This is a genomic window from Actinokineospora spheciospongiae (assembly GCF_003182415.1).
GTDB lineage: Bacteria > Actinomycetota > Actinomycetes > Mycobacteriales > Pseudonocardiaceae > Actinokineospora > Actinokineospora spheciospongiae.
Window position 1 is genome coordinate 471,134 of the sequence record NZ_QHCP01000001.1, and the last position, 24,885, is coordinate 496,018.

21 protein-coding genes are annotated in these 24,885 nt (G+C 73.2%); 9 read left to right on the forward strand and 12 right to left on the reverse strand.

Going from position 1 to position 24,885, the window contains the following annotated elements; translation table 11 throughout:
• Positions 1 to 21: 21 nt before the first annotated feature.
• Together DFQ13_RS01985 and glpK are read right to left on the reverse strand one after the other, a co-directional pair.
• Positions 22 to 1,956, reverse strand: coding sequence for an alpha/beta hydrolase family protein (locus DFQ13_RS01985; protein WP_110078582.1), 1,935 nt, complete (start codon positions 1,954 to 1,956; stop codon positions 22 to 24).
• Entirely contained in the window at positions 1,943 to 3,460 is a 1,518-nt protein-coding gene (glpK, locus tag DFQ13_RS01990) for a glycerol kinase GlpK (protein ID WP_110078583.1), read from the reverse strand. Before glpK ends, DFQ13_RS01985 begins: the two co-directional genes overlap by 14 nt.
• Positions 3,461 to 3,696: 236 nt before the next feature.
• Here glpK and DFQ13_RS01995 point away from each other — a divergent pair, with 236 nt between their 5' ends.
• From DFQ13_RS01995 to DFQ13_RS02030, 8 genes are all read left to right on the forward strand, one after another.
• Positions 3,697 to 4,653, forward strand: coding sequence for an alpha/beta hydrolase (locus DFQ13_RS01995; protein WP_181399796.1), 957 nt, complete (start codon positions 3,697 to 3,699; stop codon positions 4,651 to 4,653).
• Between the two features lie 113 nt (positions 4,654 to 4,766).
• Positions 4,767 to 5,534, forward strand: a complete 768-nt coding sequence (locus DFQ13_RS02000) for an IclR family transcriptional regulator (RefSeq protein WP_035279971.1) — start codon at positions 4,767 to 4,769, stop codon at positions 5,532 to 5,534.
• A gap of 466 nt (positions 5,535 to 6,000) precedes the next feature.
• Complete coding sequence (locus DFQ13_RS02005; protein ID WP_035279920.1) at positions 6,001 to 6,825, forward strand: hypothetical protein; 825 nt, start codon at positions 6,001 to 6,003, stop codon at positions 6,823 to 6,825.
• 73 nt (positions 6,826 to 6,898) lie between these two features.
• Positions 6,899 to 7,285, forward strand: a complete 387-nt coding sequence (locus DFQ13_RS02010; protein WP_146241031.1) for a Rossmann-fold NAD(P)-binding domain-containing protein — start codon at positions 6,899 to 6,901, stop codon at positions 7,283 to 7,285.
• 496 nt (positions 7,286 to 7,781) lie between these two features.
• Positions 7,782 to 8,972: a hypothetical protein gene (locus tag DFQ13_RS02015; RefSeq protein WP_110078586.1), complete on the forward strand. Its 1,191-nt coding sequence runs from the start codon at positions 7,782 to 7,784 to the stop codon at positions 8,970 to 8,972.
• An 18-nt stretch (positions 8,973 to 8,990) separates the two neighbouring features.
• Complete coding sequence (locus tag DFQ13_RS02020; RefSeq protein ID WP_110078587.1) at positions 8,991 to 11,075, forward strand: tetratricopeptide repeat protein; 2,085 nt, start codon at positions 8,991 to 8,993, stop codon at positions 11,073 to 11,075.
• Between the two features lie 143 nt (positions 11,076 to 11,218).
• Complete coding sequence (locus DFQ13_RS02025) at positions 11,219 to 11,581, forward strand: metalloregulator ArsR/SmtB family transcription factor (protein ID WP_035279916.1); 363 nt, start codon at positions 11,219 to 11,221, stop codon at positions 11,579 to 11,581.
• On the forward strand, positions 11,578 to 12,105 hold the full coding sequence (locus tag DFQ13_RS02030) for an SRPBCC family protein (protein WP_110078588.1): 528 nt from the start codon (positions 11,578 to 11,580) through the stop codon (positions 12,103 to 12,105). The genes DFQ13_RS02025 and DFQ13_RS02030 overlap by 4 nt, the downstream gene beginning before the upstream one ends.
• Here DFQ13_RS02030 and DFQ13_RS02035 read toward each other — a convergent pair whose 3' ends face one another.
• Both DFQ13_RS02035 and DFQ13_RS02040 read right to left on the reverse strand, forming a co-directional pair.
• Positions 12,106 to 12,750, reverse strand: coding sequence for an NAD(P)-dependent oxidoreductase (locus DFQ13_RS02035; protein ID WP_110078589.1), 645 nt, complete (start codon positions 12,748 to 12,750; stop codon positions 12,106 to 12,108). It lies immediately after the preceding gene.
• Complete coding sequence (locus DFQ13_RS02040; protein ID WP_110078590.1) at positions 12,747 to 13,667, reverse strand: EamA family transporter; 921 nt, start codon at positions 13,665 to 13,667, stop codon at positions 12,747 to 12,749. Before DFQ13_RS02040 ends, DFQ13_RS02035 begins: the two co-directional genes overlap by 4 nt.
• Before the next feature lie 91 nt (positions 13,668 to 13,758).
• Between DFQ13_RS02040 and DFQ13_RS02045 the strand changes: the two genes are divergently transcribed.
• Positions 13,759 to 14,256: a MarR family winged helix-turn-helix transcriptional regulator gene (locus DFQ13_RS02045; RefSeq protein WP_181399797.1), complete on the forward strand. Its 498-nt coding sequence runs from the start codon at positions 13,759 to 13,761 to the stop codon at positions 14,254 to 14,256.
• Between the two features lie 238 nt (positions 14,257 to 14,494).
• On the opposite strand, the gene DFQ13_RS02050 is transcribed toward DFQ13_RS02045, so the two are convergent.
• The 8 genes from DFQ13_RS02050 to DFQ13_RS02085 all read right to left on the reverse strand — a co-directional run bounded on the left by DFQ13_RS02050 (position 14,495) and on the right by DFQ13_RS02085 (position 24,760).
• A complete protein-coding gene (locus DFQ13_RS02050; RefSeq protein WP_110078591.1) occupies positions 14,495 to 15,082 on the reverse strand; it encodes a class F sortase in 588 nt (195 codons plus the stop codon).
• Complete coding sequence (locus DFQ13_RS02055) at positions 15,082 to 16,257, reverse strand: vWA domain-containing protein (RefSeq protein ID WP_110078592.1); 1,176 nt, start codon at positions 16,255 to 16,257, stop codon at positions 15,082 to 15,084. The genes DFQ13_RS02050 and DFQ13_RS02055 overlap by 1 nt, the downstream gene beginning before the upstream one ends.
• 97 nt (positions 16,258 to 16,354) lie before the next feature.
• On the reverse strand, positions 16,355 to 17,950 hold the full coding sequence (locus DFQ13_RS02060; protein ID WP_110078593.1) for a dipeptide ABC transporter ATP-binding protein: 1,596 nt from the start codon (positions 17,948 to 17,950) through the stop codon (positions 16,355 to 16,357).
• A gap of 10 nt (positions 17,951 to 17,960) precedes the next feature.
• Positions 17,961 to 20,273 (reverse strand): arylsulfatase, encoded by a 2,313-nt coding sequence (locus DFQ13_RS02065; RefSeq protein ID WP_233438223.1) that lies wholly within the window; start codon positions 20,271 to 20,273, stop codon positions 17,961 to 17,963.
• Positions 20,270 to 21,073 (reverse strand): ABC transporter permease, encoded by an 804-nt coding sequence (locus DFQ13_RS02070; protein ID WP_110078594.1) that lies wholly within the window; start codon positions 21,071 to 21,073, stop codon positions 20,270 to 20,272. The genes DFQ13_RS02065 and DFQ13_RS02070 overlap by 4 nt, the downstream gene beginning before the upstream one ends.
• A complete protein-coding gene (locus tag DFQ13_RS02075) occupies positions 21,070 to 22,029 on the reverse strand; it encodes an ABC transporter permease (RefSeq protein ID WP_035279908.1) in 960 nt (319 codons plus the stop codon). Before DFQ13_RS02075 ends, DFQ13_RS02070 begins: the two co-directional genes overlap by 4 nt.
• The gene (locus DFQ13_RS02080; protein ID WP_110078595.1) at positions 22,026 to 23,588 is read right to left on the reverse strand and encodes an ABC transporter substrate-binding protein; all 1,563 of its coding nucleotides are present in this window, start codon (positions 23,586 to 23,588) and stop codon (positions 22,026 to 22,028) included. The genes DFQ13_RS02075 and DFQ13_RS02080 overlap by 4 nt, the downstream gene beginning before the upstream one ends.
• On the reverse strand, positions 23,585 to 24,760 hold the full coding sequence (locus DFQ13_RS02085) for an ROK family transcriptional regulator (RefSeq protein ID WP_181399822.1): 1,176 nt from the start codon (positions 24,758 to 24,760) through the stop codon (positions 23,585 to 23,587). The genes DFQ13_RS02080 and DFQ13_RS02085 overlap by 4 nt, the downstream gene beginning before the upstream one ends.
• Positions 24,761 to 24,885: the final 125 nt, after the last annotated feature.

Sequence of the window (24,885 nt, forward strand, 5' to 3'; positions counted from 1 at the left end):
TGGGCCCGGGACGGCCACCGCTCAGGCGGGAACGCTCCCCGAACCACCCGAGGTGCTGTCCGAACCGGTCACACCGCGCCGCGACCGGACCGCGACCACGAGCAGCACCACCCCCGCCAGCAACGGCAGGACCAACCGGACCGCCCAGGGCACCGGCCCCCACTCACCCACCGCGGCCTGCGTCGCCGTCCCCGCGGTCATGCACCACGCGGCCAACAGCGCCGAGGCGACAGCACCGGGCAGCACGCTCCCGGTCCACCGGAACAGCGCCACGCACAGCACCCCGGCCACCGCCAGCAGCACCACCACCTGGTAGGCGACGATCGTGTGCAACTGGTAGCCGGGGAACACCAGCTCCCCGCCGAACGGGAACCGCGAGTACTGCACCAGCACCAGCACCGCCAGCCCCACCGACGGGACCAGCGCCGCCGCCCAGTACCCGCGCCGCCCGCCCACCCGCAACTGGGTGTTGAGCAGCGTGGAGAAGACCACGAAGAACACCAGCAGCGGCAGCGCGTAGCAGAACGCGGTGACCAGTTGCGGGGCGGTCGGCGCGCGGAACGCCAGCACCCAGAACCGGAAGTCGGTCTTGAACAGCAGGTCCGACGCCAACACCAGCCCGAGCATCGTGCCCACGGCCGCGGCTCCGAGCCCGACCGCCCGCCCCGCCGCCCGCCACGACCCGGGCAGCACCCCGGACAGCGGCACCCACCCGCGCACCAGCCACGGGACCAGCGCCACGGCGGTGATCACCGCGTTCAGCAGCGCCCAGGCCAACACCCAGTTGGACACGCTCTGGCTGAACCAGGCGCCGGGGGGAAACAGCTTCGGCGCGTACTTCATCACCGGGATGAACGTGATCGCCGGGATGGCCGTCGCCGCGAGCGCCGCCACCCACCAGCCGCGCCCGGTGGCGGCCGGGACCGCGGGCCGCTCCGGTCGCCGGGCCAGGGTCTTGGCGACGCCGAAGACCGACAGCACGCCGCCGACCATGGCCACGAGCGTGCCCAGCTCCTTGAGCCACCAGACCTGCCCGCCCGCCGAGCCCGCCCCGGTCAGCGTCCGGCCGAACCAGTCCACCACGTGCCCCACGGCGGCCGGGTCGTGGGTGACCCCGGCGTGCACAGTGGACGGCCGGTGCAGCACCCGCCCGGTCCCGGCGCCCACGTCGCCGTAGACGGTGCCCTCGCGGACCGGTGAGTCCGTGCCGAACAGCGACTCCATGTTCGGTGCGCCGTTGATGTCGACAGGGTTGGCCGACTGCCACATCGAGCCGGAGAACTCCTCCACCGTGGACACGACCACGGCGGTGTTGCGCGGGAACGTCGTCGTCCCCTTCGGGGTGGCCGCCGCACCGCCCCCGGTCGACGGACCGGCGGGGAACGGCGCCGACGACATCAGCACCAGCGACCGGTAGCCGTCGGGCACGGCCGCCGCGGCCTGCAACACCGTCCAACCACCCATGGAGTGCCCGACCAGCCCGACGTTGTCGCGGTCGACGAAGTCCAGGGAGCGCAGGTGGCGCAGCGCGGCCGGGCCGCCGTAGCCGTGCGCGAACGCGGGGGCCGCCGACGTGCCGTGCCCGGCCTGGTCCAGCTCCAGCACCACGTACCCGCGCCGGGCCAGTTCGATGGAGACCGGGGACATCGTCTCCCGCGAGTTGACGTAGCCGTGCACCGCGAGCACGGCGGGCGCCGGGGAATCGGCGGTGACGCCGTCCGGCACGTAGAGCAGCCCACCGAGCGACTGCCCGCCCTCACCGGTGAACCGGGTGTCGGTCACGCTGACCCGGCCGAAGTCGGTGTTGACCACCGCGGCGAACGCGCCGCCGACCAGCACCAGCGCCAAGCCGACGACGAACAGCAGGCTGATCCGCCTGACCGGTGCCCGGCTCGCTGCGGGGGAGTGTTCGGTCGACGGTGTTGTCCCGGTCGATGTCTTCCTAGTCAAGGTCATCCTCGTCCATCCAGTCCAGGCTGCGCTCGACGGCCTTGCGCCACTTGCGGAACCGCCGCTCGCGCAGGTCGGCGTCCAGGCCGGGGGTCCACTCGGCGGCCTTGTGCCAGTTGCCGCGCAGGCTGTCCAGGTCGGGCCAGTAGCCGACCGCCAGCCCCGCCGCGTACGCCGCGCCCAGGCAGGTCGTCTCCGCCACGGTCGGGCGGGCCACCGGGACCGCCAGCGCGTCGGCCAGCAGTTGCATCAGGGTGTTGTTGGCGGTCATGCCGCCGTCGACCCGCAGGCCGGTGAGCGCGATGCCGGTGTCCGCGCGCATCGCGTCGACCACCTCCCTGGTCTGCCACGCGGTGGCCTCCAGCGCCGCGCGGGCCAGGTGGCCGCGGCCGACGTAGCCGGTCAGCCCGGTGATCACCCCTCGGGCCTCGCCGCGCCAGTGCGGGGCGAACAGCCCGGAGAACGCGGGCACGATGTAGCAGCCGCCGCTGTCGGCCACGGTGTTGGCCAGCGTCTCGATCTCCGCCGCCGAGTGGATCAGGCCCAGCCGGTCGCGGAACCACTGCACCAGCGCGCCGGTCACCGCGATCGACCCCTCCAGCGCGTAGGTCGCGGGCACGCCGTCGAGCTGGTAGGCGACCGTGGTCAGCAGCCCGTTCTCCGAGCGGACCAGCGTGTCCCCGGTGTTGAGGACGAGGAAGCTGCCGGTGCCGTAGGTGCTCTTGACGTCGCCGCGGTCGAACGCGGTCTGCCCGAACAGCGCCGCGTGCTGATCACCCAGCGCCGCCGCCACCGGCACGCCCGCCAGCGCGCCCCGGGCGGTGCCGTAGACGTGCGAGGAGGGTTTGATCTCCGGCAGCACCGCCGCCGGGACGCCCATGGTGTCGAGGGTGTCCTGGTCCCACTGGAGCTTGGTGAGGTCCATCAGCATGGTGCGGCTGGCGTTGGTCACGTCGGTGACGTGCACCCCGCCGTCCACCCCGCCGGTCAGGTTCCAGATCAGCCAACTGTCGACGGTGCCGAACAGCACCTCGCCGCGGGCCGCCCGCTCGGCCAGGCCGGGCACCTCGCGCAGCAGCCACACCAGCTTGGGACCGGAGAAGTAGGTGGCCAGCGGCAGGCCGCAGCGGTCCCGGAACCGGTCCGGTCCCTCCGCGCCCGCCAGCTCGGACACCAGGTCGGCGGTGCGGGTGTCCTGCCAGGTGATGGCGTTGTGCACCGGGCGGCCGGTGGCCCGGTCCCACACCACGGTCGTCTCGCGCTGGTTGGTGATGCCCACGGCGGCCAGGTCGCCCGGCGCCAGGCCCGCGTCCTCCAGCGCCTCCAGCACCACCTGCTCCACGGTGGACCAGATCTCGGCCGCGTCGTGCTCCACCCAGCCGGGGCGGGGGAAGATCTGCCGGTGCTCGCGCTGGGCCAGCGACACGATGCCGCCCCGGCCGTCGAAGACGATGCACCGGCTCGACGTGGTGCCCTGGTCGATGGCGGCGACGTACCGGGGATCGCTCACGGGTGTCCCTTTCCGGGGTCGGGACGGGACGGTCTCCGGCTCCGCGTCGAGCCGCCCCGGGGGTCGCGGCCAGTCTGTGCGCGTCCCCGGAGCGGGGGTATCCGCAGGAATACGTAGGTTTCTACGTACTCGCGGTCATGCGGCCGGGTTCGACATCGCCGACCCATTCGGCTGCTTGTTCGGCATGGTCGAATTCGCTACCGTCGCCGTCATCCCCACCCCACGCGGAGGCCCCGGTGAACCGACGAGCGATGCTGGCCACGACCACCACCGCCGTGGCGACGACCCTGCTGGGGTCCACCGCCGCGACGGCGACCCCGGCGCGTCCGGTGCCCGCGGGTCGGGTCGAGGAAGGACTGCGGCTGCGCAGCCGCATCCTGGGCCAAGACGTCCGCTACTCCCTCTACCTGCCCCCCGGCCACCGCCCCGGCAGGCGCCACCCGGTGCTGTACCTGCTGCACGGCCTGATCGGCGACGACACCGAGTGGCCGGGCCTGGGCCTCGGCCCGATCGCCGACCGCGCCATCGCCTCGGGCACCCTCCCCCCGACGGTCGTGGTGATGCCCGACGCCCGCCGCGACCCGACCCGACCCCTCACCGAACAGGCGCAGACGTACTACATGGACGACGCCGACGGGTCCTTCCGGTACGCGGAGATGGTGGTGCGCGAACTGCTGCCCGGGGTGGAGGCGCGGCACGGCGCGGGCGGCTCGGCCGCCCGCCGGGCCATCGGCGGCGAGTCCATGGGCGGCTTCGGGGCGCTGTCCTTCGCGTTCGGCAACCCCGGCCTGTTCAGCGCGGCCTTCGGCCTCAGCGTCGGACACCGCACGGATGCGCAGATCACCGCGCTGCCGCAGGCGGAATTCGACTGGCGCTACGCCAGGGCGTGGGGCGCCGGTCTGGTCGGGCAGGCTCGGCTGAACGACCGCTACCGGCAGTGGAACCTGCTCGACACGATCACCCGCACCCCCGCCGAGGCGCTGTCGCGCACCGCGTACTTCCTGGACTGCGGCTCGTACGACGGTTTCTTCGAGGGCAACGCCGACCTGCACCTGGCGCTGACGGCGAAAGCGGTGCCACACCGGTTCATGGCGCGGGAGGGCGCGCACGAGTGGGACTACTGGACCTCCGGCCTCCCCGCCGCGCTGGAAGCCGTCGGCACGGCCTTCGCCGAGGCGGCTGCCGGGCGGTGACCGGCGGTTGCCGCCTGCCGCCGGGTTTCGCGGGGCGGGCAGCCCGCCGGAATCGCGCTTGATCGGCTGTGTCGTTCGGTATCGTCGAACGTGGTGCCGGGTATGGTGTGCGCGTGCCAGAGAGAATCCAGTCCGTCGAGCGCGCCGCCGCCATCCTGCGGTTGCTGGCCTCCGGCTCCCGCAGGCTCGGCGTGGTCGAACTCGCGCAGGCCATGAAGCTGCCCAAGGGCACCGTGCACGGCATCCTGCGCACGTTGCAGCACGTGGGTTTCGTCGAACAGGACCGCTCCGGCGGCAAGTACCGCCTCGGCGCCACCCTGCTGCACCTGGGCAACAGCTACCTGGACCTCAACGAACTGCGCACCCGCGCGCTCAACTGGTCGGACTCCCTGGCCACCCGCTCCGGTGAGAGCGTGCGCATCGGCTCCCTGCACGAGGGCAAGGTCCTGGTCGTGCACCACGTCTTCCGCCCGGACGACAGCCTCCAGGTCCTGGAGGTCGGCGCCCTCCTGCCCCCGCACGCCAGCGCCCTCGGCAAGGTCCTCCTCGCCTTCGCCCTGGAAGGCGACGCCATCCTCGACGACCTGGAACTGACCCCGGTCACCCCGCACACCCACACCACCCGCCGAGCCGTCCTCCAGGACCTCAAGCGCGTCCGCACCCAGAACTGGTCCGCCGACGTCGAAGAACTGGTCCCCGGCGAAGCAGGCATCGCCGCCCCCATCCACGACGACCGGGGAGTGGTCGTCGGCGCCATCGGCATCTCCGGCGCCATCGAACGCGTCTGCGCCCCGGACCGCACCCCCCGCCCCGACCTCATCGCCACCGTCCGCGACGCCGCCCGATCCGTCTCCCGCAACCTCGGCGCCCGCTCCTGGTGAGCCCCGCTCCCGGGCTGGGCCGGGCAGGTCGCACAGCAGAGTCGCCTGGAGCTGAGCGCCCTTTCCGCCCGAACGATGGGCCAGGCAGCCGAAGATCGACGAACTCCAGTGACCGGGAACAGCCCCGCTCGCGCGGGGAGGACCATCTGCCGATAGGACAACGACTTTCCGCCGCGGGAACAGCCCCGCTCGCGCGGGGAGGACCACTTCTTGACCTGCGGTTTCGGTGCCCGGAGGCAAATCTAGCATCACTTCCGGCGGGGATTCGAAACTGCGTGGTGGGTTGATCACCGTCTGTCTCCCACCCGTGTTGGCCTGTGAATGCCGAGTGGCGCGCTTCGGGGAGCAGATCCAGCAATGATCTTCCCGCGAGCGGGCGTGCGGCGTACGATTGTCGGGCTGCGCGGCGGTTGGCCGGGCGTTCGGGGGAGCGCGCCACAGCACACCCCATCGACCGGAGTCCCCGATGACGAGTGCCCACCCGAAGCCGAAGTCCTATGACGACATCAAGCCCGCCGTGCGCGAGAAGCTGAAGACCGTGTTCACCCCGGCGGACCTGTTCGACCCCGCCGGTGACCCGAACCTGCTCACCACCGCCGTGGACGTCAAGACCTGGGCCGAGGCGGGGCGCACGGCGGCGCAGGGGTTGGGGAAGGCGCGGAAGCTCAGTTCGGAGAAGGAGAAGTTGGAGGCGGTCGAGCAGCAGTTCGCGCGGGTGAGCGTTGCGGCTGGGCGGGACCTGGGGGCTGCCCGGCAGGCGCTGGTCGCGTTCGCCGGGTGGAAGGACTACCCGGGTGGTGATTCCTGGGGGTTCTTCGCCGACCTGCAGGGTCCCGTGGCGAAGTTCGCGGCGGAGGTGGTGGTCGAGCAGCGGTGGGTCGCGTGGTTGGAGGCCACCAAGCAGACCACGCAGGCGATCGCCCTCGACGAGACCAAGCGGCACGCGAACGGGCCGGACAGCGTGGTGGGCACGGTGATCGCGGGGATGGCCGACGGTGCCGGGGGTTCCTGGGTCGGCACCAGCGGTCACGGTGCGGTGCACCGGGTGATGTGGGACCTGCTCGACGGCGTCAACCAGGTCGAGGCGTGGGAGACCCACGTGTGCGGTGAGGTCGACGCCATGAACCAGTACCTCGTCGCGCACGCCGTGAACTCGGTTGCGGACATCCCGGTCGGTGGGGTGTTCAGCCACGCGCGGACGTGGGATGCCGGTCAGCGCAAGTGGAAGGCGCGGGCGGCGTGCGGGAACTGCGAGCAGTGGCTCAAGCGGATCGGGGCCTACCTGTCCTGACGCGCCCGCTCAGGTCAGGAGGGCGGCCACGGCGTCGACCACGACCTGGCGCCTGGTCCCGGTGTCGGTGTCCGTGCTCGCGCGGGAAGTGGCGCCGCTGGGCATCGGGGTGACCGTCGTGGAGCCGGGCGGGATGCGCACCGACTGGGCGGGGGCGTCCATGCGGACCGCCGCGATCCGGCCGGAGTACGCCGGGACCGTCGGTCGGACGGCCGCCGTGCACGCGTCGGGCGCGACCGGCGCCGGCGACCCCGCCAAGGTCGCCCGGTCGGTCCTCGACCTGGTCGACCTCGACGAGCCGCCGCTGCGCCTGCTCGTCGGCGTCGACGCCCACACCTACGCGACCGCCGCGGGCCGCTCCCTGCTCGCCGAGGACGAGCGGTGGCGCGCCCTGTCCGAGTTCACCACGGCCGACGACGCCACGCCCGAACACCTCGACCCCCTCGGCCTGCGGGGCTGAGAATGGGGTTGGCGCGAACCTAACCGGTCGTCGGTGGTGGGGCAATGCGCCGTTCGGAGTGATCGCACGACCTCGAATCCCGGTGTACTCGACCGGCGTATCCGGTCACCCGGGTGGTCCATTGACCCAAAGGGACCGGTGGTTGATTGTTGTCCCTTGCAAGCGGTTATGCGGAACGCATCCCGATCACGGCGGGCGAATTCAGGGGATTTTTCGAATTCACTCGTCGGGGTGTGCGATTCCATTCCATTCACCATTGTCCGCTCGGGGCTCCCTGTCCGCCCGGGCGGTTCCTCTCCCACGTCTGGAGGCGACGATGAAGAAGATCAAGGTTCGCAAGGCGGGCACCGTCCGGCTGACCACCTCGGCGGCGATCTACGCGACCCCGCTCTGCTGGCCCGTCTAGGGGCGCCGGTCCCCCCGGGGACCACGTGACCCGATCCCACGGGTTCCCCGGGCCGCCCGGCCCGGGGAACCCCGGCCCCGTGAGGTTCCCATGACGTCCACCGCGTTCGACCTGGACAGCCCCCTGCCGCTGCACCCGCTGACCTTCCACGCCGAGGACGGGGCCGACGACGAGGTGACCATCGGCCGGGCCGACACCGGCGAGTTCGGCGTGTTCCCCGCGGACGGGGCGGCGCTGCTGGCCCGGCTCGCGGGCGGCGCCCCGCTCGGCGAGGCGGTCGCCTGGTACGAACGCGAATACGGGGAGGGCGTCGACCTCGCCGAATTCCTGGAGGTGCTCGACGAATTCGGTATGATCGTGCGCGACGGGGAGACCGCCGCCGAGGTCGCGCCGGTGCGGTGGCGGCGGTTGGGGGTGGCATTGTTCTCCCCGGTCGCCTGGTTGCTCTATTCGGCGGTCGTCATTGCCGGAATCGTGGTGATGGTCGCCGTTCCGGAGGTGGCGCCGAGCTATTCGCACGTGTTCTTCACGCCGTCGCTGGTGGCGGTGCTGTTGTTGGCCCTGCTGGGGCAGATCCCGTTGATCCTGGTGCACGAATCGTTCCACGCGCTCGCCGGTCGGCGGTTGGGCATTCCCTCGTCGCTGCGGGTGGGGCGCAGGCTGATCTTCGTGGTCTTCGAGACCTCCCTGGACGGGTTGGTCGCGGTGCCGCGCAGGCAGCGGTACCTGCCGATCCTCGCCGGGTTGGTCGCGGACGCGGTGTGCGTCGCCGGGCTGACCCTGGTGGCCGCCGCGCTGCGCGACCCGATCGGCGGGGACGCCGGGTTCGTCGGGCGGGTGTGCCTGTCGTTGGCGTTCTTCACGCTCATGCGGCTGGTGTGGCAGTTCTACTTCTTCCTGCGCACCGACCTGTACTACCTGGTGTGCACCGCGCTGGGCTGCCTCGACCTGCAAACGGTCGCCTTCGCCATGCTGCGCGCCCGGTTCGCCCGGCTGCTGCGCGGGCCCGCGCGCCCGGTCGACGAGTCCGACTGGCACCCGCGCGACCGGGAGGTCGCCCGCTGGTACATGTGGTTCCTGCTCGCCGGTTACGCGTTCGTGCTGGCCAGTGTGGCCCTCGCCATCGTGCCCGCGGTGCTGCTCACCGTGGACATCGTCGTCGACCGCGTGGCCCACGAGCCCAGCGCGCTGGGCCTGGCCGACGCCGTCGCGTTCCTCGTGCTCACCTTCGGCCAGTTCGTCCTCGCCGGGGTCCTCGCCCGCCGCGAGCGCTCCGCCTGACCCGCCCTGGAGGCACCCATGTCCCGACACCTGTGGGTCCGGTTCCCCCGGACGATCGACCCCGCCGAACTCCCCGGCCTGCTCGCCGACGGCCTGCCCGCGCCGCTGCCCGGAGCCGTGGTCGCCCCGCTGGACGCGTGCAGGCGGCTGCGCGGCCCGTTCACCGCCACCGGGCAACTGGTGCGCGCGCTGGCCCCCGGCGCCTCGGCCGCGCTGGTCGAGCGCCACCAGGTCGAACTGCTCTCGACCGCGCCCGAACTGCGCGCCGCGGTCGACCTGCCGCGCGAAACCCTGACCTCGCTGGCGGTTCCCGCCGAGCGCACCCGCTTCTACTCCGGTGTGCGGACCCAGCGCCTCGGGCACGGCGTCGTGGAGTTCGTCCACGCCCGGCTGCGCGAACTGGGCGGCGGGCCGCGCTCGCTCGTGGTGCGGGTGGTCGACGCCGACCACACCGACCTGGAGTTCCTCGCCGCCCTCGTGCGCCGCACCGACCCGGCGCTGCTCACCGTCGTGGTCTGCGACAGCGGCGAGGACCCGGGCGGGCCGCTGACCGGGGTCCTGCGCGAGCACGCCGACGAGATCCCCGTGCCCGCCCCGCCGCCCGCCCCCTCCGGCCTGGACGACCTCGCCGCCGCCACCCGCTACGTCGACGGGGACTGCGCGGTGGACCTGCCGGAACTGGTCGCGGCCTACCACCGGCTGCCCGAGCACGTCCGCGCCGAGCTGCACGACCGCCGCGCCGACGCCCTCACCGCCGGTGGCGAGCCCACGCACGCGCTGGGCGCCGTGCCGCTGCACCGCGAACGCGGCACCGACCCGCGCGGCGCCGGGCTCAAAGCCCTGGACGAGGCCATAAACCACTGCGTGGACATGGGCTTCTACCACGCCACCGTCGACTTCGGACTGCGCGGCCGGGCGCTGCTCGACCCGGCCGAGTCCTTCGGGCAGTGGTGGGTGTTCAGCACCAAGATGACCACCTCGCTGCTGATGCTGCGCCGCGCCGAGGAAGCCGAGGCGATCTACGACGAACTGATCGCCCTCACCGACCTGCCGCGCGCGCACATGCAGGCCGCCTACGCCCGCGCCATGATCCACACCCGGCACCGCGAGCGCCGCGACCACCTGCGTGCCAAGGGGTTGATCAAGCAGGCCATCGCGTTCTCCCGGCTGCTCGCCGACGAGGGCGACAACCAGGTGTTCTCCACCGTGTTCCACCAGAACGGCCTGGCCCTGGTGGAGATGCACCTGGGCGACCTGGAGGAGGCGCTGCGGCTGGTCACCGAGGGCGCCGCGTGGCTCGACCGCACCATCGAACCCGGTACGCACGCCCTGCACCGGTCGGTCCTCGTGCACAACCGCGCCCAGCTACTGGCCAAGCTCGGCCGCACCGACGAGGCCCTGGAGTGCTTCGACCAGGTCATCGCCGCCGACCCCAACCACCCCGACCACTACATCGACCGCGGCAACCTGCTGCACACGCTCGGCCGCGACGCCGAGGCGCTGGCCGACTACGACACCGCGATCCGCCTCGGGCCGCCGTTCCCGGAGGCGCAGTACAACCGGGCGGAGCTGCTGCTCGACCTCGACGAGGTGGACGCCGCCCTGGCCGTCCTGGACCACGTCCTCGACCTCGACCCGGACATGGTCGACGCCCGGGTCAACCGCGCGGGCATCCACCTCGACCGCGGTGACCTGACCCGCGCCCGCGCCGACGCCGAACACGGCCTCGCGATCGACCCCGACAACGCCCACCTGCACCTCGTCGTGGCCCAGGTGCTGGCGGAGGAGGACGCCCACGCCGCGGCGACGGCCGCGTTCGACCGGGCGCTCGCGGCGGACCCGGACCTGCTCGGCGCGCTGGTCGGCCGGGCGGCCTCGGCCCACGAGCTCGGCGACAACCCCGCCGCCCTGGCCGACCTCGACCGCGCGGTGGCCCTCGCCCCCGACGACCCCGCTGTCCGCTTCAACCGCGCCCTGCTGCACGAGGCGGCGGCCCGCTGGGACAACGCCCTCGCCGACCTGGTGGTCGCCGCCGAATCCGCCCCCGACGACGAGGACGTGACCTCGGCGCTGGACCGCTGCCGCACGGCGGTGTGCCGCTGACCGCCCGCCGCCGATCCGCCCGGAGACCTCTGCCCTGAGACCTCCGCACTGAGACCTCCGCACTGAGGACCGCCGGTGTCCGGCGTGACCCGACGGGCGTGGACCCGCTTGCGGAAGCGTAACCACTGGGTTACGCTTCCACCGTGGATGAGGTCGCCGGAGCGATAGCGGACCCCGTGCGCCGGGACATCCTGGTGATGCTGCGGCACGAGCGGCTGTCGGCGGGGGAGATCGCGGCGCGGTTCCCGATCAGCAGGCCCGCCGTGTCCCGCCACCTGCGCGTGCTGCGCGACAGCGGCCTGGTCCGGGACGAACTCGTCGGCAGGCAGCGGTTCTACGTGCTCGACCCGGAGAAGTTCACCGAGGTCGTCGACTGGCTGGCCCAGTTCGCGCGTTCCTCCGGCTGGCAGCAGCGCCTCGACGCCCTGGCGACCGAAGTCCACCGGACCCGGCGCGAGCGCGCCGCCCGCCGAGCCACCGAACACGCAGAGGAACACACAGCATGAGCCCCGTGCCCACCGGCAGACTGCTCCGCACCGCCGTCGGAAGCGACCTGGTGCTGCCCCGCACCTTCCGCGCCCCCGTGGCGGACGTGTGGGCGAGCATCACCGAGCCCGAGCGGACCGCGCGCTGGTTCGGCCCCTGGGAGGGCGAGGGCGCGCCCGGGCGGACGGTCAAGGTGCAGATGGTGTTCGAGGACGAGAAGCCTTGGTTCGACCTGCGCATCGAAGCCTGCGAACCGCCGCGGCGGCTGGCCGTCTCCTCGGTCGACGAGTTCGGCTCCTGGCGCCTGGAACTGCTGCTGTCGGAGCACCGGGGGACGACCGAGCTGCGATTCGTGCACCACCTGGACAACGAGGACTCGATCGGTGACGTCGGCCCGGGCTGGGAGTACTACCTGGACTTGCTCACCGCCTCCCGCGACGGGTCGCCCGCGCCGGACTTCGACGACTACTACCCGTCCATGAAGGCCCACTACGCCGGGCTCGCCGCCGCGACCGGCCGTCAGCCGGAGTCCGAACAGGAGTGATCACGGCGGCGTCCACCGCGCGACGGTGAAGTGGCGCAGCCCGGGCTCGGGGTCCTCGATCTCGTCGAGGGCGGCCACGGCGAGGTCGTCGGCTGAGATCTGCGATGTCCCGTTGGTGTCGACCAGGATTCGGTTCCCGCCGCGCCGGTACGCGCCCGTGCGCTCGCCGGGTTCGAACAGCGCGGGCGGGCTCAGGTAGGTCCAGTTCGCGGGGTGGGCCAGGCAGGCGTTGAACTGGTCGACGCTGGCCTGCGCGGTGGTCCGCCACCGCGGGGGGACGAAGCGCGGGTCGTCGACCACGAGTCGGTCCGAGTCGGGGCTGCGGAGTGGGCCCGCGCCGCCGATCACCACGACCCGGCGCCCGAAGCCCAGGGCCGCGTCGAGGACGGTGGTCACCGGCGAGGTGACGTCGTCCTCCGCCCCGGGGGCCTGCCTGGTGGCGAGCACGATGACGTCGTGCCGGGCCGCCACGCGGGCCATGGCTCCCGGGTCGGTCGCGTCGGCGGTGACCGGCGTGACCCCCTCGACCGCTCCGCCACGCCCGCCTGATCGCGAGAACCCGGAGACGGTGTGCCCGCGCCGGACCGCTTCGGCGGCGATGCGGGAGCCCGCCATCCCTGTTGCCCCGACAACGGCGATCCTCATCGTGCTCTCCCTGTCTGTGCGGTGGACACCGCGATGTGGTCGGTGTCCGTGGCCGGGGGTGTCGCGCTGCCGGGGGTGATCTGGCCCGCGGCGATCGCCGCCAGGGCGAGGGCGAACCCGACCACCTGCACCGCGCCGAGGGTCTGGCCCAACAGGACTGCTCCCAGGGTCGCGGCGACCAGGGGTGAGAGCAGTCCCAGCACGGCGACCGACGCGACCGGCAGGTGGGCGATGCCGCTGAACCACAGGGTGTAGGCGAGTAGCCCGCCGATGAGCCCGAGCCAGGCGTAGCCCGCCAGCGCTGTGCTGTCGACGGCCGGGGGGACGCCCTCGACGAGCAGCGCGGTGGGCAGGAGGAGTAGACCTCCGGCTGTCAGTTGCCACCCGGCCAGGCCCATCGCGGGTACCCCGGTGGGCCTGCCCCACTTCTTGGTGAGGGTGACGCCGACCCCCATGGACACCGCGCTCAGCAGCCCGGCGACCACGCCCACCGCGTCGAGCGCCGCGGTGGAGCGCAAGACGACCAGGGCGACACCGGTGATCCCGACGAGCCCCCAGGACAGGCGCCACGCGGAGAACGGCTCGCGCAGCACGACCACGACGAGGACGGCGACGACGAGCGGTTGCGCGGCCCCGAGCGTGGCGGCCACGCCGCCGGGCAGGTGCAGGGCGGCGACGAACAGCAGCGGGAAGAAGGCCCCGATGTTCAGCACGCCCAGCACGGCGGACTTCCACCACCAGGAACCCGTGGGCAGCGCGCGGGTCAACGCGATCGCGATCAGCCCCGCGGGCCCGGCCCGCACCAGCGAGGCGAACAGCGGGTGCCCGGGTGGCAGCAGTTCGGTCGTCACGACGTACGTCGTTCCCCACACCGCGGGTGCGATCGCGGTGAGCAACGTGATCCGGAACCGGTCCACGAGAACTCCTTAACGTTGAACTGTTTAACGCTGAGGACCATACGGTGATAGCCTCGCCCACGTCAAACAGTTCAACGTTGAGAGGTGTGTGGTGGAGGACAGCGTCGACCGCGTCATCGCCCAGTGGGCGCGGGCGCGTCCCGACCTCGACGTCAGCGCGATGGGTGTGCTGGGCAGGCTCTCCCGGCTCACCCGCCGGTTCGAGCGCGAGTTGCAGGAGGTCTTCACCCGGCACGGCCTGCACCCGGGGGAGTTCGACCTCCTCGCGACCCTGCTGCGCGCGGACGTCGACGGGCACGGCCTGACGGCGGGGCAGCTCGCCGACAGCGCCATGGTCACCTCCGGCGCGATCACGAACAGGCTCGACCGACTCCTGGCCAAGGACCTCATCACCCGCGAGGCGGACCCGCGCAGCCGCCGCACGATCCGCGTCGCGCTCACGCGGCGGGGCCGCGAGGTCGTCGACGCCGCCCTGCGCGACCACGTCGCCAACGAGGAACGCCTGCTCTCCGCCATGACGGCCGCCCAGCGCGGACAGCTCGAAGGTCTGCTCCGCGCCCTGCTGCACGACAGCGAGAACCGGGACTGACGGGCGCAGCGACCACCCACGTCGGTGGTGGCCCCGGCGAGCGGTATGGGCGCCTCGGACCCCAGGTCGAGAAGGTGGTCAGGGCGCGCGGGACGCGGACTTCGAGGTCGTCGACCTCACCGACTACGACCTGCCCCTGTTCGACGAGCCCCGCGTGCCCCGGCTGGGCCTGTACGAGCACGCCCACACCCTGACCGACGTGCTCGCACCGCTGCGCCGGGTCTGGACCGCTCCCGGCTCAGGCGAGGTCGGCGTAGACGATGACGTTGTCCGCGTAGTTGCCGGTGGCCCGGTCGAAGGCGCCGCCGCAGGTGATCAGGCGCAGTTGCGGGTTGCCGGTCTCCCCGTAGACGGCCTCGGTGGGGAAGTCGGTCTTGGCGACGCGGTCGACCCGGCGGACGGTGAAGGCGGCCGTGCTCCGGTCATGCCGGGTGACCTCGACGCGGTCGCCCGGGGTGAGGGTGGCCAGGTCGTGGAAGATCCCCGGCACGCCGTGGCCGTCGACGTGGCCGAGCAGCACGGCGGGACCGGGGTCGCCGGGGACGGGACCGTGCCTGTACCAACCCGCCTGCGCGGGGCGGTCGAGGGAGGGGACCTCGGCGGTGCCGTCGGGGTTGAGGCCCAGGGGGATGAGGCTGGACCGGGCGCCGAGGGCGGGGATGCGCACCTCGACGGGCGCGGCGGCGGACACCGCCGGTGGCGTGGCGGTGGTCCGGCCGACGGGGTGGCCGCCGATGACGTCCGGGGACCACAGCAGACCCGCGGTGAGCAGGCCCGCGACGAGCGCGCCCACCAGCGCCCCGACGAGCACCCGGCCGCGGGCCATCACGGGGCCACCGTCCCGCCGCCGGTGGCCACACCGCCGCGCGGGATGGCGCTGACCTGGCTGTTGCCGGGCAGTGCCGCTGCGGGCGGCGGGGCACCGGGGCTGGTGGCGCTGGTCGGGGGAGCGGCGGCGGGTGGGCTCGCGGTCGTGGTGGGGCCGGGGGTGGTGGTGGGGGCGAGGATGATCACGTTGGTGCAGTCGGTGACCTTCCCCGGCCCGGCGTAGTCGCTGCCGTGGGCGGTGACGCACAGCGGGTGGTTTCCCACGTCCAGCGGCGGCGTCCGCACGGTGTAGCGGACCTGCTTCGGCCCCGGCTGGGGCAGGGCGGGGGTGATGTCGGTGATCGGCAGCTCCGGGCCGCCGTCCACGGTCAGCGTCAGGTGGTGCAGCTCCGAGGCCAGCAGCCGCGACAGCGCCTCGCCCAGGTCGGCGAACCCCGACATCGAGCAGGTGCCGCCGGTGGCCAGCGCGATCCGCTCCAGGGACACCGACCCGCCCTGGCACGAGGCGTCGGGACCGAACCCGAAGGTGTGGATGTCGACCGCTTCCGGCAGGTCGGCCAACATGCGTTCGGCCTCACCGCCGGTGCCCACGTTGTGCCTGCCGTCGGACAGGAACAGCACCAGCTTGCGCGTGCCCGTGGTCGCCGCCGACACCTCCGCCGCCCGTTGCAGCCCGGCGATGAAGTTCGTGCTGCCGTCGAGGTAGGGCATGGCGCCCAGCGCTTCGAGGAAGTCCGGGGTGCCGCTGCCGTCGTTGTCGGCGGCGGGCGCGACGGCGAGCTGGGTCCCCGGCGCCGAGTCCACGTCGATGCTGCGCCCGTCGGTGGCGAAGGTGGCCAGGCCGACGCTGCCGATCCCGTAGGCGGGGTTCAGCGCGTACTCCCGGTGGAACCGCTCGACGGCGGCCTTCTCCTGGGCGAACCCGGCGTCGGTCAGGCTGCCCGACCCGTCCAGCACGTAGGTCACCGACGTCGTGGGCGGCACCGCGCCCGTGCCCACCGACGCCGTGCCGACGACCGTGGTGCTGCCCTTGGGGATCACCGTGTCCGGCAGCGGTGCCTCGATGTCCACCGCGATCCCGATCCCACCGGGCAGGGTGCCGTCCACGGCGCCCGCCGGGGCACCACCCGCCACCACCAGCACGGCGGCCACCGCGGCACCGAACCTTCGCATCCCGTGTCCTCACGTCGTAGGAACTGCACCCGTCCAACGACCGGGCGGCGCACGGGGAAACCGCTCGATCGGGTGATCACTTCCGTGCTGCCCCGGATCAGTGCGTCGAGGCGGCGGTGAGGGGTGGGGTGGGGACGGGGACGGCGGCCACCAAGCGGCGGGTGTAGTCGGCCCTGGGGTTGCGGAGCACTTCGTCGTGCGGGCCTTCCTCTTCGACCTTCCCCGCCCGCAGCACGACCACCCGGTGGGCCAGGGAATCCACCACGGCCAGGTCGTGGCTGATGAACAGGCAGGCGAAGCCGAGGTCCCGTTGCAGGTCCGCCAGCAGTTCCAGGATCGCCGCCTGCACCGAGACGTCGAGGGCGCTGGTGGGTTCGTCGGCGACCAGCAGGTCCGGGTGCAGGGCGAGGGCTCGGGCCAGGCCGACGCGCTGGCGTTGGCCGCCGGAGAGTTCGGTGGGTTTGCGGGTGGCGTGGGTGGCGGGGAGGCGGACCGCGTCGAGGAGTTCCGGGATGCGGTGGGTGGCGCCGTCCACGCCGTGGATGCGGAGGGGTTCGGCGATGCACTCGGCGACCGTCAGCAGGGGGTCGAGGGAGCTGCCCGGGTCCTGGAAGGCGAAACCGAGGCGGGCGCGGGCGGCGCGCAGGTCGCGCCGGGACAGCTTTTCCAGCGGTTCGTCGAGCAGTCGGGCCGAGCCCGAGGTGGGGCGCAGCAGGCCCGCGGCGACCCGGCCGATGGTGGACTTGCCCGACCCGGACTCGCCGACCAGGCCGACCACCTCGCCCCGGCCGACCCGCAGGGTCACACCGTCGACGGCGCGGAAATCCGGGCGGCCCCGGCCGCCGGGGTAGGTGACGACCAGGTCGGTGAGGCGCAGGGCGTCGGTGTCGGTGGTGACCGGGGTGGCCGGTGGGCGGTGGCCCAGGCGGGGGACGGAGTCCAGCAGCAGGCGCGTGTACGGGCGGGCCGGTGCGCTGAACAGCCGGTGCACGGGGGCGTCCTCCTCGACCAGGCCGTCGCGCAGGACGACGACCCGGTCGGCGAGTTCGGCGACGACGCCCATGTTGTGGGTGATCAGGAGGATGGCCGTGCCCAGGCGGTCGCGCAGGTCGCGGAGCAGGGCCAGGATTTCCGCCTGGACCGTGACGTCCAGTGCGGTCGTGGGCTCGTCGGCGATGATCAGGCGCGGGTCGTTGGCCAGGGCGATGGCGATGACCACGCGTTGGCGCTGGCCGCCGGAGAGCTGGTGCGGGTAGTGGCGGGTGCGCGCGGCCGGGTCGGGGATGCCGACCAGGTCCAGCAGGCGCACCGCCTCGGCGTCGGCCTGGGCGCGGGTGAGGCGGCGGTGGGCGCGCAGGGTGGTGCGTAGCTGCCTGCCGATGGTGAACACCGGGTTCAGCGCCGTCGCCGGGTCCTGGAAGACCATGGACACCTCCCGGCCCCGGACCTGGCGCAGGGTCGGCTCTGGTGCGCCGATCAGCTCCCGCTCGCCCAGGCGGGCGCTGCCCCGGACGGTGGCCGTGCCGGGCAGCAGGCCCAGCACGGCACGCGCGGTCACCGACTTCCCCGACCCGGACTCGCCCACCAGGGCCACCACCTCGCCCGGGTCGATCCGGAACCCCACCCCCCGCACCGCCGGGGTGGGTCCGAAGTCGACGGTCAGGCCGTCGACGGTCAGCACGCTGTCGGTCATCTCGGGAGTCCTAGTCGTAGACGCGTTCGGCCTCGGCCCACAACCGGGCGAGGAGGGCGGGGTCGTAGGCGGCCCGCGCGCCGGGTTCGTAGCGCACGTGCCGCAGCGCGCCGGTGTACGGGAACGCCCGCTCGGCGGTGTGCAGGTCCCAGTCCACCGGGCCGCCGCGGTCGGCGCCGACGCTGATGCCGGTGAAGGGGGCCAGGCCGATCAACTGGGGCACCGGCCCGACCGAGGCAGCGGAGTCGCCTGCGGTGAGGGTCAGTGCCCACTCGAAGTCCGGCAGCGCCCGCGCGGTCAGCCGGACCTCGACGTCACCGCCCCGCAGGGGCAGCGGCTCGGAGCGGAACGGCTTGCCGTAGGCGTTGTAGGTCAGGTGGACCGCGTCCCGGTCGACGAACACCACGTACCCGCCGCCCTGGTCGCCGTGGGCGAACAGCACGCCCCGGTCGCCCGGGTGGAAGTCGACGGCCGCGGTGGCCGTGAAGTCGCGGAACTGGACCAGTTGCGCGGACCGGTAGCGCTCCAGCGTGGGCGTACCCGGGTACAGGGTCACCGGGCGGCTGAACCGCTCGTCGGACGGGCGGCGCAGGTGCGCGGCGGGGCCGTGGTCGGTCAGCGGGAACACGGTGTTGCGCCAGGCCTCCCGCTCCCACGCCGCCGCCAGTTCGGCGAGCTTGTCCGGGTGCGCGGCGGCGACGTCCTCGGTCTCCGTCGGGTCCTCCGCCACGTGGTACAGCTCCCACTCGCCGTCGTCGTAGGCGGTTCCGGGAACGTGGCGGGTGACGACCTTCCACCCGTCGGCGTAGTAGCCGCGGTTGCCACCGGTCTCGGTGTACTGGCTGGTGTGCGGGCTCGCCGCGTCCGGGTCGCGCAGCACGGGCACCACGCTCACCCCGTCCTCCTCGACCGCGGGCACGCCGTGGCGAGCTTCCAACCGGGGCACGCCCGCCAGCTCCAACAGTGTCGGTGCCACGTCGGTGACGTAGGTGTACTGGTGGCGCAGGCCCGGTTCCAGCCCGGCGGGCCAGTGCGCGAGGAACGGCGTGCGGACCCCGCCCGCGTACGTGTCGAACTTGTAGAGCCGGAACGGGGTGTTCGACGCCTGCGCCCAGCCGCGCGGGTAGTGCACGGTCGCCTGCGGGCCGCCGAGCAGATCCAGGTCCCTGGCCACGTCGCGGTCCCAGGTGGACGGGACGCCGGGCACGTGCACGAACTGGCTGAAGTAGCTGCGCGTGCCCTCCGGGCCGCCCTCCGCGGTGGCGCCGTTGTCGGAGGTGAACACGACGATGGTGTTGTCGAGTTCGCCGTGCCTGCGCAGCGCCCCCACGATCCGGCCGACGCTGCGGTCCACCGCGTGCAGCGTGGCCGCGTACACCTCCTTGTACCTGGCGAAGAACTCCCGCCGGTCCGCGGGCACCTCCGACCACGGCGGCACGTCCCGGCCCGGTTCGCTGTTGCGCGGCGGCAGGGTGGTGCCGGGCGGGAACAGGCCCTCGGCGAGCTGCTTGGCGAAGCGCCGCTCCCGGATGACGTCCCAGCCCTCGTCGTAGCGGCCCCGGTAGTGGGCCAGGTCCGCTTCGGTGGCGCCGAGCGGGCCGTGCATGGCGTGGTGGGCGAAGTACAGGAAGAACGGCTTGTCCGGGTCGCTCGCGCGCAACGTGTCGACCATGCCGATGGCGCGGTCGGTCAGGTCGTCGGTGAGGTAGTAGCCGTCGCGGTAGTCCGCCACGTCATAGGGGCTGTTGTCCCACACCAGCCGGTGCGGGTGGTGCAGGTTGGTCAACCCCTCCAGGCTGCCGAAGTACCGGTCGAACCCGCGTTGCAGCGGCCACGACGACCGGTCGGCCGCGTCGTGGCTGGCCGCGTCCCTGGTCAGGTGCCACTTGCCGACCGCGAGGGTGGCGTAGCCCGCCGCGCGCAGCGACTCCGGCAGCGACGGGGCGTCGTCGGGGAGCTGGAAGGAGTACCCGGGGTAGCCGGGGTCGGAGTTCGCCGGGAACGCGAACCCGGCCCGGTGCGGGTTCAACCCGGTCAGCAGCGCCGCGCGGGACGGCGAGCACAGCGGCGTCGTGTGGTAGTTGGTCAGCCGCAGCCCGCCGGCGGCCAGCGCGTCCAACGCCGGGGTGTCGACCTCGCCGCCGAACGGGCCGATGTCGGCGTAGCCGAGGTCGTCGACCAGCACGACCACGACGTTCGGCCTGCCCGCCCGACCCGGCTCGGCGGGCCAGGCGGGCCGGGACTCGGCGAAGGTCCGCCCGACCCGGCCGGGGAAGCCGGTGTAGCCGCGGGCGTGGGGCGGGGTGTTCATCGGGGTGCTCATGCCGCCTCCAGGGCCGGGTTGCCCGCACCGCGCGCCAGCAGCCCGAAGCCGAGCACCAGCGCCGCGATCACCACCAGCGGACCGACGGCGAACAGCGGGTTGAGGTCGAGGTAGCGCAGGGACGTGGCCAGCAGCGACCCCAGCGACGGGTTCGGCGGGGTGACGCCGATGCCCAGCACGCTCATCGCCCCCTCGATGAACACCGCCACCGACATGGACAGGGCGAGCTGCACCAGCACCGGCCCTCGGCAGTTGGGCAGCACGTGCGTGCGCAGCACCCAGCCCCGCCCGCCGCCCGCCACCTCGCTCGCGGTGACGAACTGGGCCTCGCGCACCCGCAGCACCGCCGCGCGCAGCAGCCTGCCGAACACCGGGATCTCCACCAGCACCACGACCAGCACCACCGACGCGGCACCGGGGCCGATGACCGCGGCGAGGCCGATGGCCAGGATGAGCTGCGGGAAGGCCAGCAGCACGTCGAACACCCGCTGCACGGCCACGTCCAGCGCCGCGTTCACCGTGGCCAGCGCCCCGACCGCGCAGCCGAGCAGCGCGCCGAGCGGGACCGCGACGAAGCTGGTCAGCAGGTCCACCCGGATGCCGGTGAGCAGCCGGGCGAGGACGTCGCGGTTCAGCTCGTCGGTGCCCAGCGGGTGCGCCGCGGACGGGCCGAGCAGGTTCGCGCCGTCGATCTGGGTGTACGGGTCGTGCGGGACCAGCAGCGGCCCGAGCAGCCCGGCCACCACGACCAGCCCGACGAGCACACCCCCCACAAGCACCTGGGCGGGCAGCCGCCTCATCGCGCACCCCCCAGCCGCACGCGCGGGTCCAGCCACGCGTGCGCCACGTCGGTCAGGAGCTGGATGACCACGAACACCGCCACCGACAGCATCAGCAGCACCTGCACCACCGGGTAGTCGCGGCGGGTGATGCCCTGCTCCACCAGCAGCCCCAGCCCCGGCCAGGCGAAGATCGACTCCACCAGCACGGCCCCGCCCAGCAGCGCGCCGGTTTGCAGGCCCAGCGCGGTCATGGTGACCGGCAGGGCGTTGCGCAGGGTGTGCCCGAAGACGACCGACCGCCGCGACACGCCCGCCGCCAGCGCGGTGAGCACGTAGTCCTGGCGCAGTTCCGCGCGCAGCGTCTCCGCCAGGAACCCGGTCAGCACCGCCGAGACCGGCAGGGCCAGGCACACCGCGGGCATCAGCAGGTACTGGGCGGTGATGTCGACCCGGTCGAGCAGCCCGCCCGGTGGCACCCCGCCGGTGGGCAGCAGCCGGAACACCACCCCGAACACCAGGATCAGCAGCACCCCGGTGGCGAAGGTCGGCAGCGCGACCGCCGCGGTGTGGAAGGCGGTGAGCGCCCGGTCGAGCCAGCCGCCGCGCGAGACCGCCCACAGCGGCCCCAGCACCAGCGCCACCAGCACGGCGAGCAGCAGCGCGGCCAGGGTCAGGGTCAGCGTGTTCGCCAGGCCGTCGGCGACCAGGTCGGCGATGTCGCCGCCGACGAGGTACGACCGGCCCAGGTCCGCCGAGAGCAGCCCGCCGACCCACCGCGCGTACTGCTCGGCCACCGGCAGGTCCAGCCCCAGGTCGTGGCGGATGGCGGCGACGACGTCGGGGGTGGCGTCCGGTCCGGCGAGGGCGCTGGCCGCGTCCCCGGGCACGGCCCGGAGCACGAGGAACACCAGCACCGACGCCAACCAGAGCACGGCCACCGCGGACGGGACGCGGCGCAGCAGGTAGCGGGTCACGACAGGTACGCCTTGCTGAGGTCGAGTTCGCGCCTGCGGGTGTAGTCCACGTCGTGCAGCGCGTCCCGCAGCACCAGTTGCTCGAACACCACACCGATCTCGATCAGGAACGAACCGTCGAGCAGTTGCTTCGACAGCTCGGCGTACGCGGCCGGGCTGTCCCCGCCCACCGGCACCTGCCACGCCTCGTCCGCCGCGGCGGTGTAGGTGTCGGCGGTGAAGTGGGAGGCGTTGCGGCGGGCGTTGAACGGGTACGCGCTCACCGCCAGGGTGGACGGGGTGAACTGGGCCCAGGAGTGGGTGGTCGTCCACAGGCCGGGGAACTGGGCGCCGATGAGCTGCTTGACGAACTGCGTGGAGTCCACCGGCCGCAGCTCCACGGTGATGCCGACCCGGCTGAGGTCGTTCTGCACGATCTGCGCCACGGAGGCCGCGACGTTGTCGGTGCCGACGTAGGTCAGCGGCACGGTCGGCACCGGCTGCCCGTGCTCGGCCAGCAGCGCCTGCGCCTTCGCCGGGTCGTGGGTGAAGTGCCCGTTGCGGGCGGCGTCGAAGGCGGGGCTGCCCTTTGGCCACGGCAGCGACGTCGGGTAGCCCGCGCCCCGGAAGACCTCCTTGATGATCCGCTCGCGGTCCAGGGCGAAGCCGATCGCCTGCCGCACCCTCGGGTCGTCCAGGCCGGGCACCGACACGTTGATCCCGACGTAGGCCTGCAACTCGGCGCCGCGGTCGAGCGGTTTGACGGTGACGCCGGGGGTGTTCGCCACCGACTCCGCGTCGCGGTAGCCGACGCCGCGGGCGAGCTGCACCTGACCGGACTTGAGCGCCGACAGCAGCGACTGGCCGTCGGGGATGACCCGCACGTGCACGCCGTCGAGGTGCGCCGGGCCGCCCCAGTAGTCCGGGTTTCGGGAGAAGGTGAGGTCGGTGTTGGGCCGCCACTGGTCGAACTTGAACGGCCCGGTGCCGACGAACCGCTTGCCGGTGCCGATGTCCGCGGCGGTCTCGCTGTCGAGGATCGGCGCGGTGTCGAGCAGGTCGAACAGGTTGCTCACCGGGTGCGCCAACCGAAGCGTGACCTCGGTGGGGGAGGGGGTCTCGATGGCGGTGATGGCCGTGGCGGTGCTGCGCAGTTGTCCGTTCCACTTCGGGTCGGCGTAGGTCTGGAGGGAGAACTTGACGTCCTCGCTGGTGAACGGGCGACCGGTGTGGAACTTGACCCCCTGGCGCAGCTTGAGCGTCAGCGAGGTGCCGTCCGGTGCGGCCGTCCACTCGGTGGCGAGCGCCGGTTGCGGCTTGAGGTCGTCCTTGCCGTAGCGGATCAGCGGCTCGTAGACCAGGCCGACCACGGTGGTGATGGACACGTTGCTGTTGGTCAGGATGTTGCCGGGGACGAGGTCGACGTTCACCCCGACCTCGGCCACACCGCCCTGCTTCGGGGTGCTGCCCGCGCCGCCGGACTGGGCGTCCACAGCGGACTGGCAGGCGGCGGTGGCCAGCAGCAGGGCGGTCGCGGCCACGCCGCGCAGGACTGCGCGTCTGCGCAAGGGGGAGTTCACGGGGTCGGTGCCTTCCGGGTGGGGCGGACGAAGTCGAAGGGGTTCTCGAAGACTCGGGTGAGCAGCCCGGTGCAGGCGGCGACCGCCTGCACCGCGGGTCCGAACGGGGTGACCGACACCAAGTCGGCCGGGCCGGGCAGGGTGGTGGTGTCGCGGAAGCTGCGCAGCAGGTCGGGCAGCCGGTCGGGGTCCTCGGTGACGGCCTGGCCGCCGAGCACCACCGCGTGCGGGTTGAGCACGTCGCGCAGGATGGCCGCGGCGCGGCCGATGGTGTGCGCGCGGTCGGTGAGCAGCCCCACGGCCCGGCTGTCGCCCCCGGCCGCAGCGGCGCGCACCAGCCGGATGTCGGCCTCGTCGACCACCCCCGCCGCCGCGGCCCGCTCGGCCACGGTGCGGTCGCACACCTCGGCCTCCAGGCAGCCCAGCGCGCCGCACGGGCACTCGGCCGACCCGCCCACCGGCAGGTGCGCGATCGTGCTGCCGCCCCACGGGCCGCGGTGCAGCCTGCCGTCGACCACCATGGCGATGCCGACGACCTCGCGGGCGTAGAAGTACAGCAGGCTCGGCGCGCTCGCGCCGCGGCCGAACACCAGCTCCGCGCTGGCCATCGCGGCCACGTGGCCCTCCAGCAGCACCGGCAGCCCGGTGGCGCGGCGCAGCGCCTCCGCCGCGGGCACCGACCGCCAGCCCAGCCGCTCGTGGTCGAGCAGACCGCGCTCGGTGTCCACCTGGCCACCGCTGGCCAACCCGACCCCGAGCACCACCCGGCGCGGGAAGCGGCGCAGGAACGCCCGCAGCTTCCCGGCGATGTGCGCGAGGGCGTCCTCGGCGTCACCGGACGGGGTCGGCAGCTCCTGCGAGGCGATGATCGCGCCGCGCAGGTCCGCCAGGCCGTAGGTGGTGGTGCTCACTCCGATGTGGACACCGCCGACGGCGAACACCCCGTCGTCGAGGTGCAGCGGCACCCTCGGCCTGCCGATGCTGCCCACCGGGACCAGTTCGGGGTGCTCGCGCACCAGGCCGACGCCGATCAGCGCGGACACGCTGCGGCTCACCGTGGGCAGGCTCAGGCCCGTGCGCTCGCCGATGGCGGCGCGCGAGAGGGGACCGGCGCGGCGGATCACGGCGAGCACGCCCGCGGCGGTGGCGTTTCTGGACAGGACGGCCTCGATCGTCTCTGCGGGCGGGCAGCGGCCTCCCTTCCGTTCACGGGGGAGGCGAACCGCCGCACACGCGGTCGGGTGGGTCACCGGGCGGCGACTGCGGCACCCGGACAAGCAGGAAGGCTCTGTTCGAC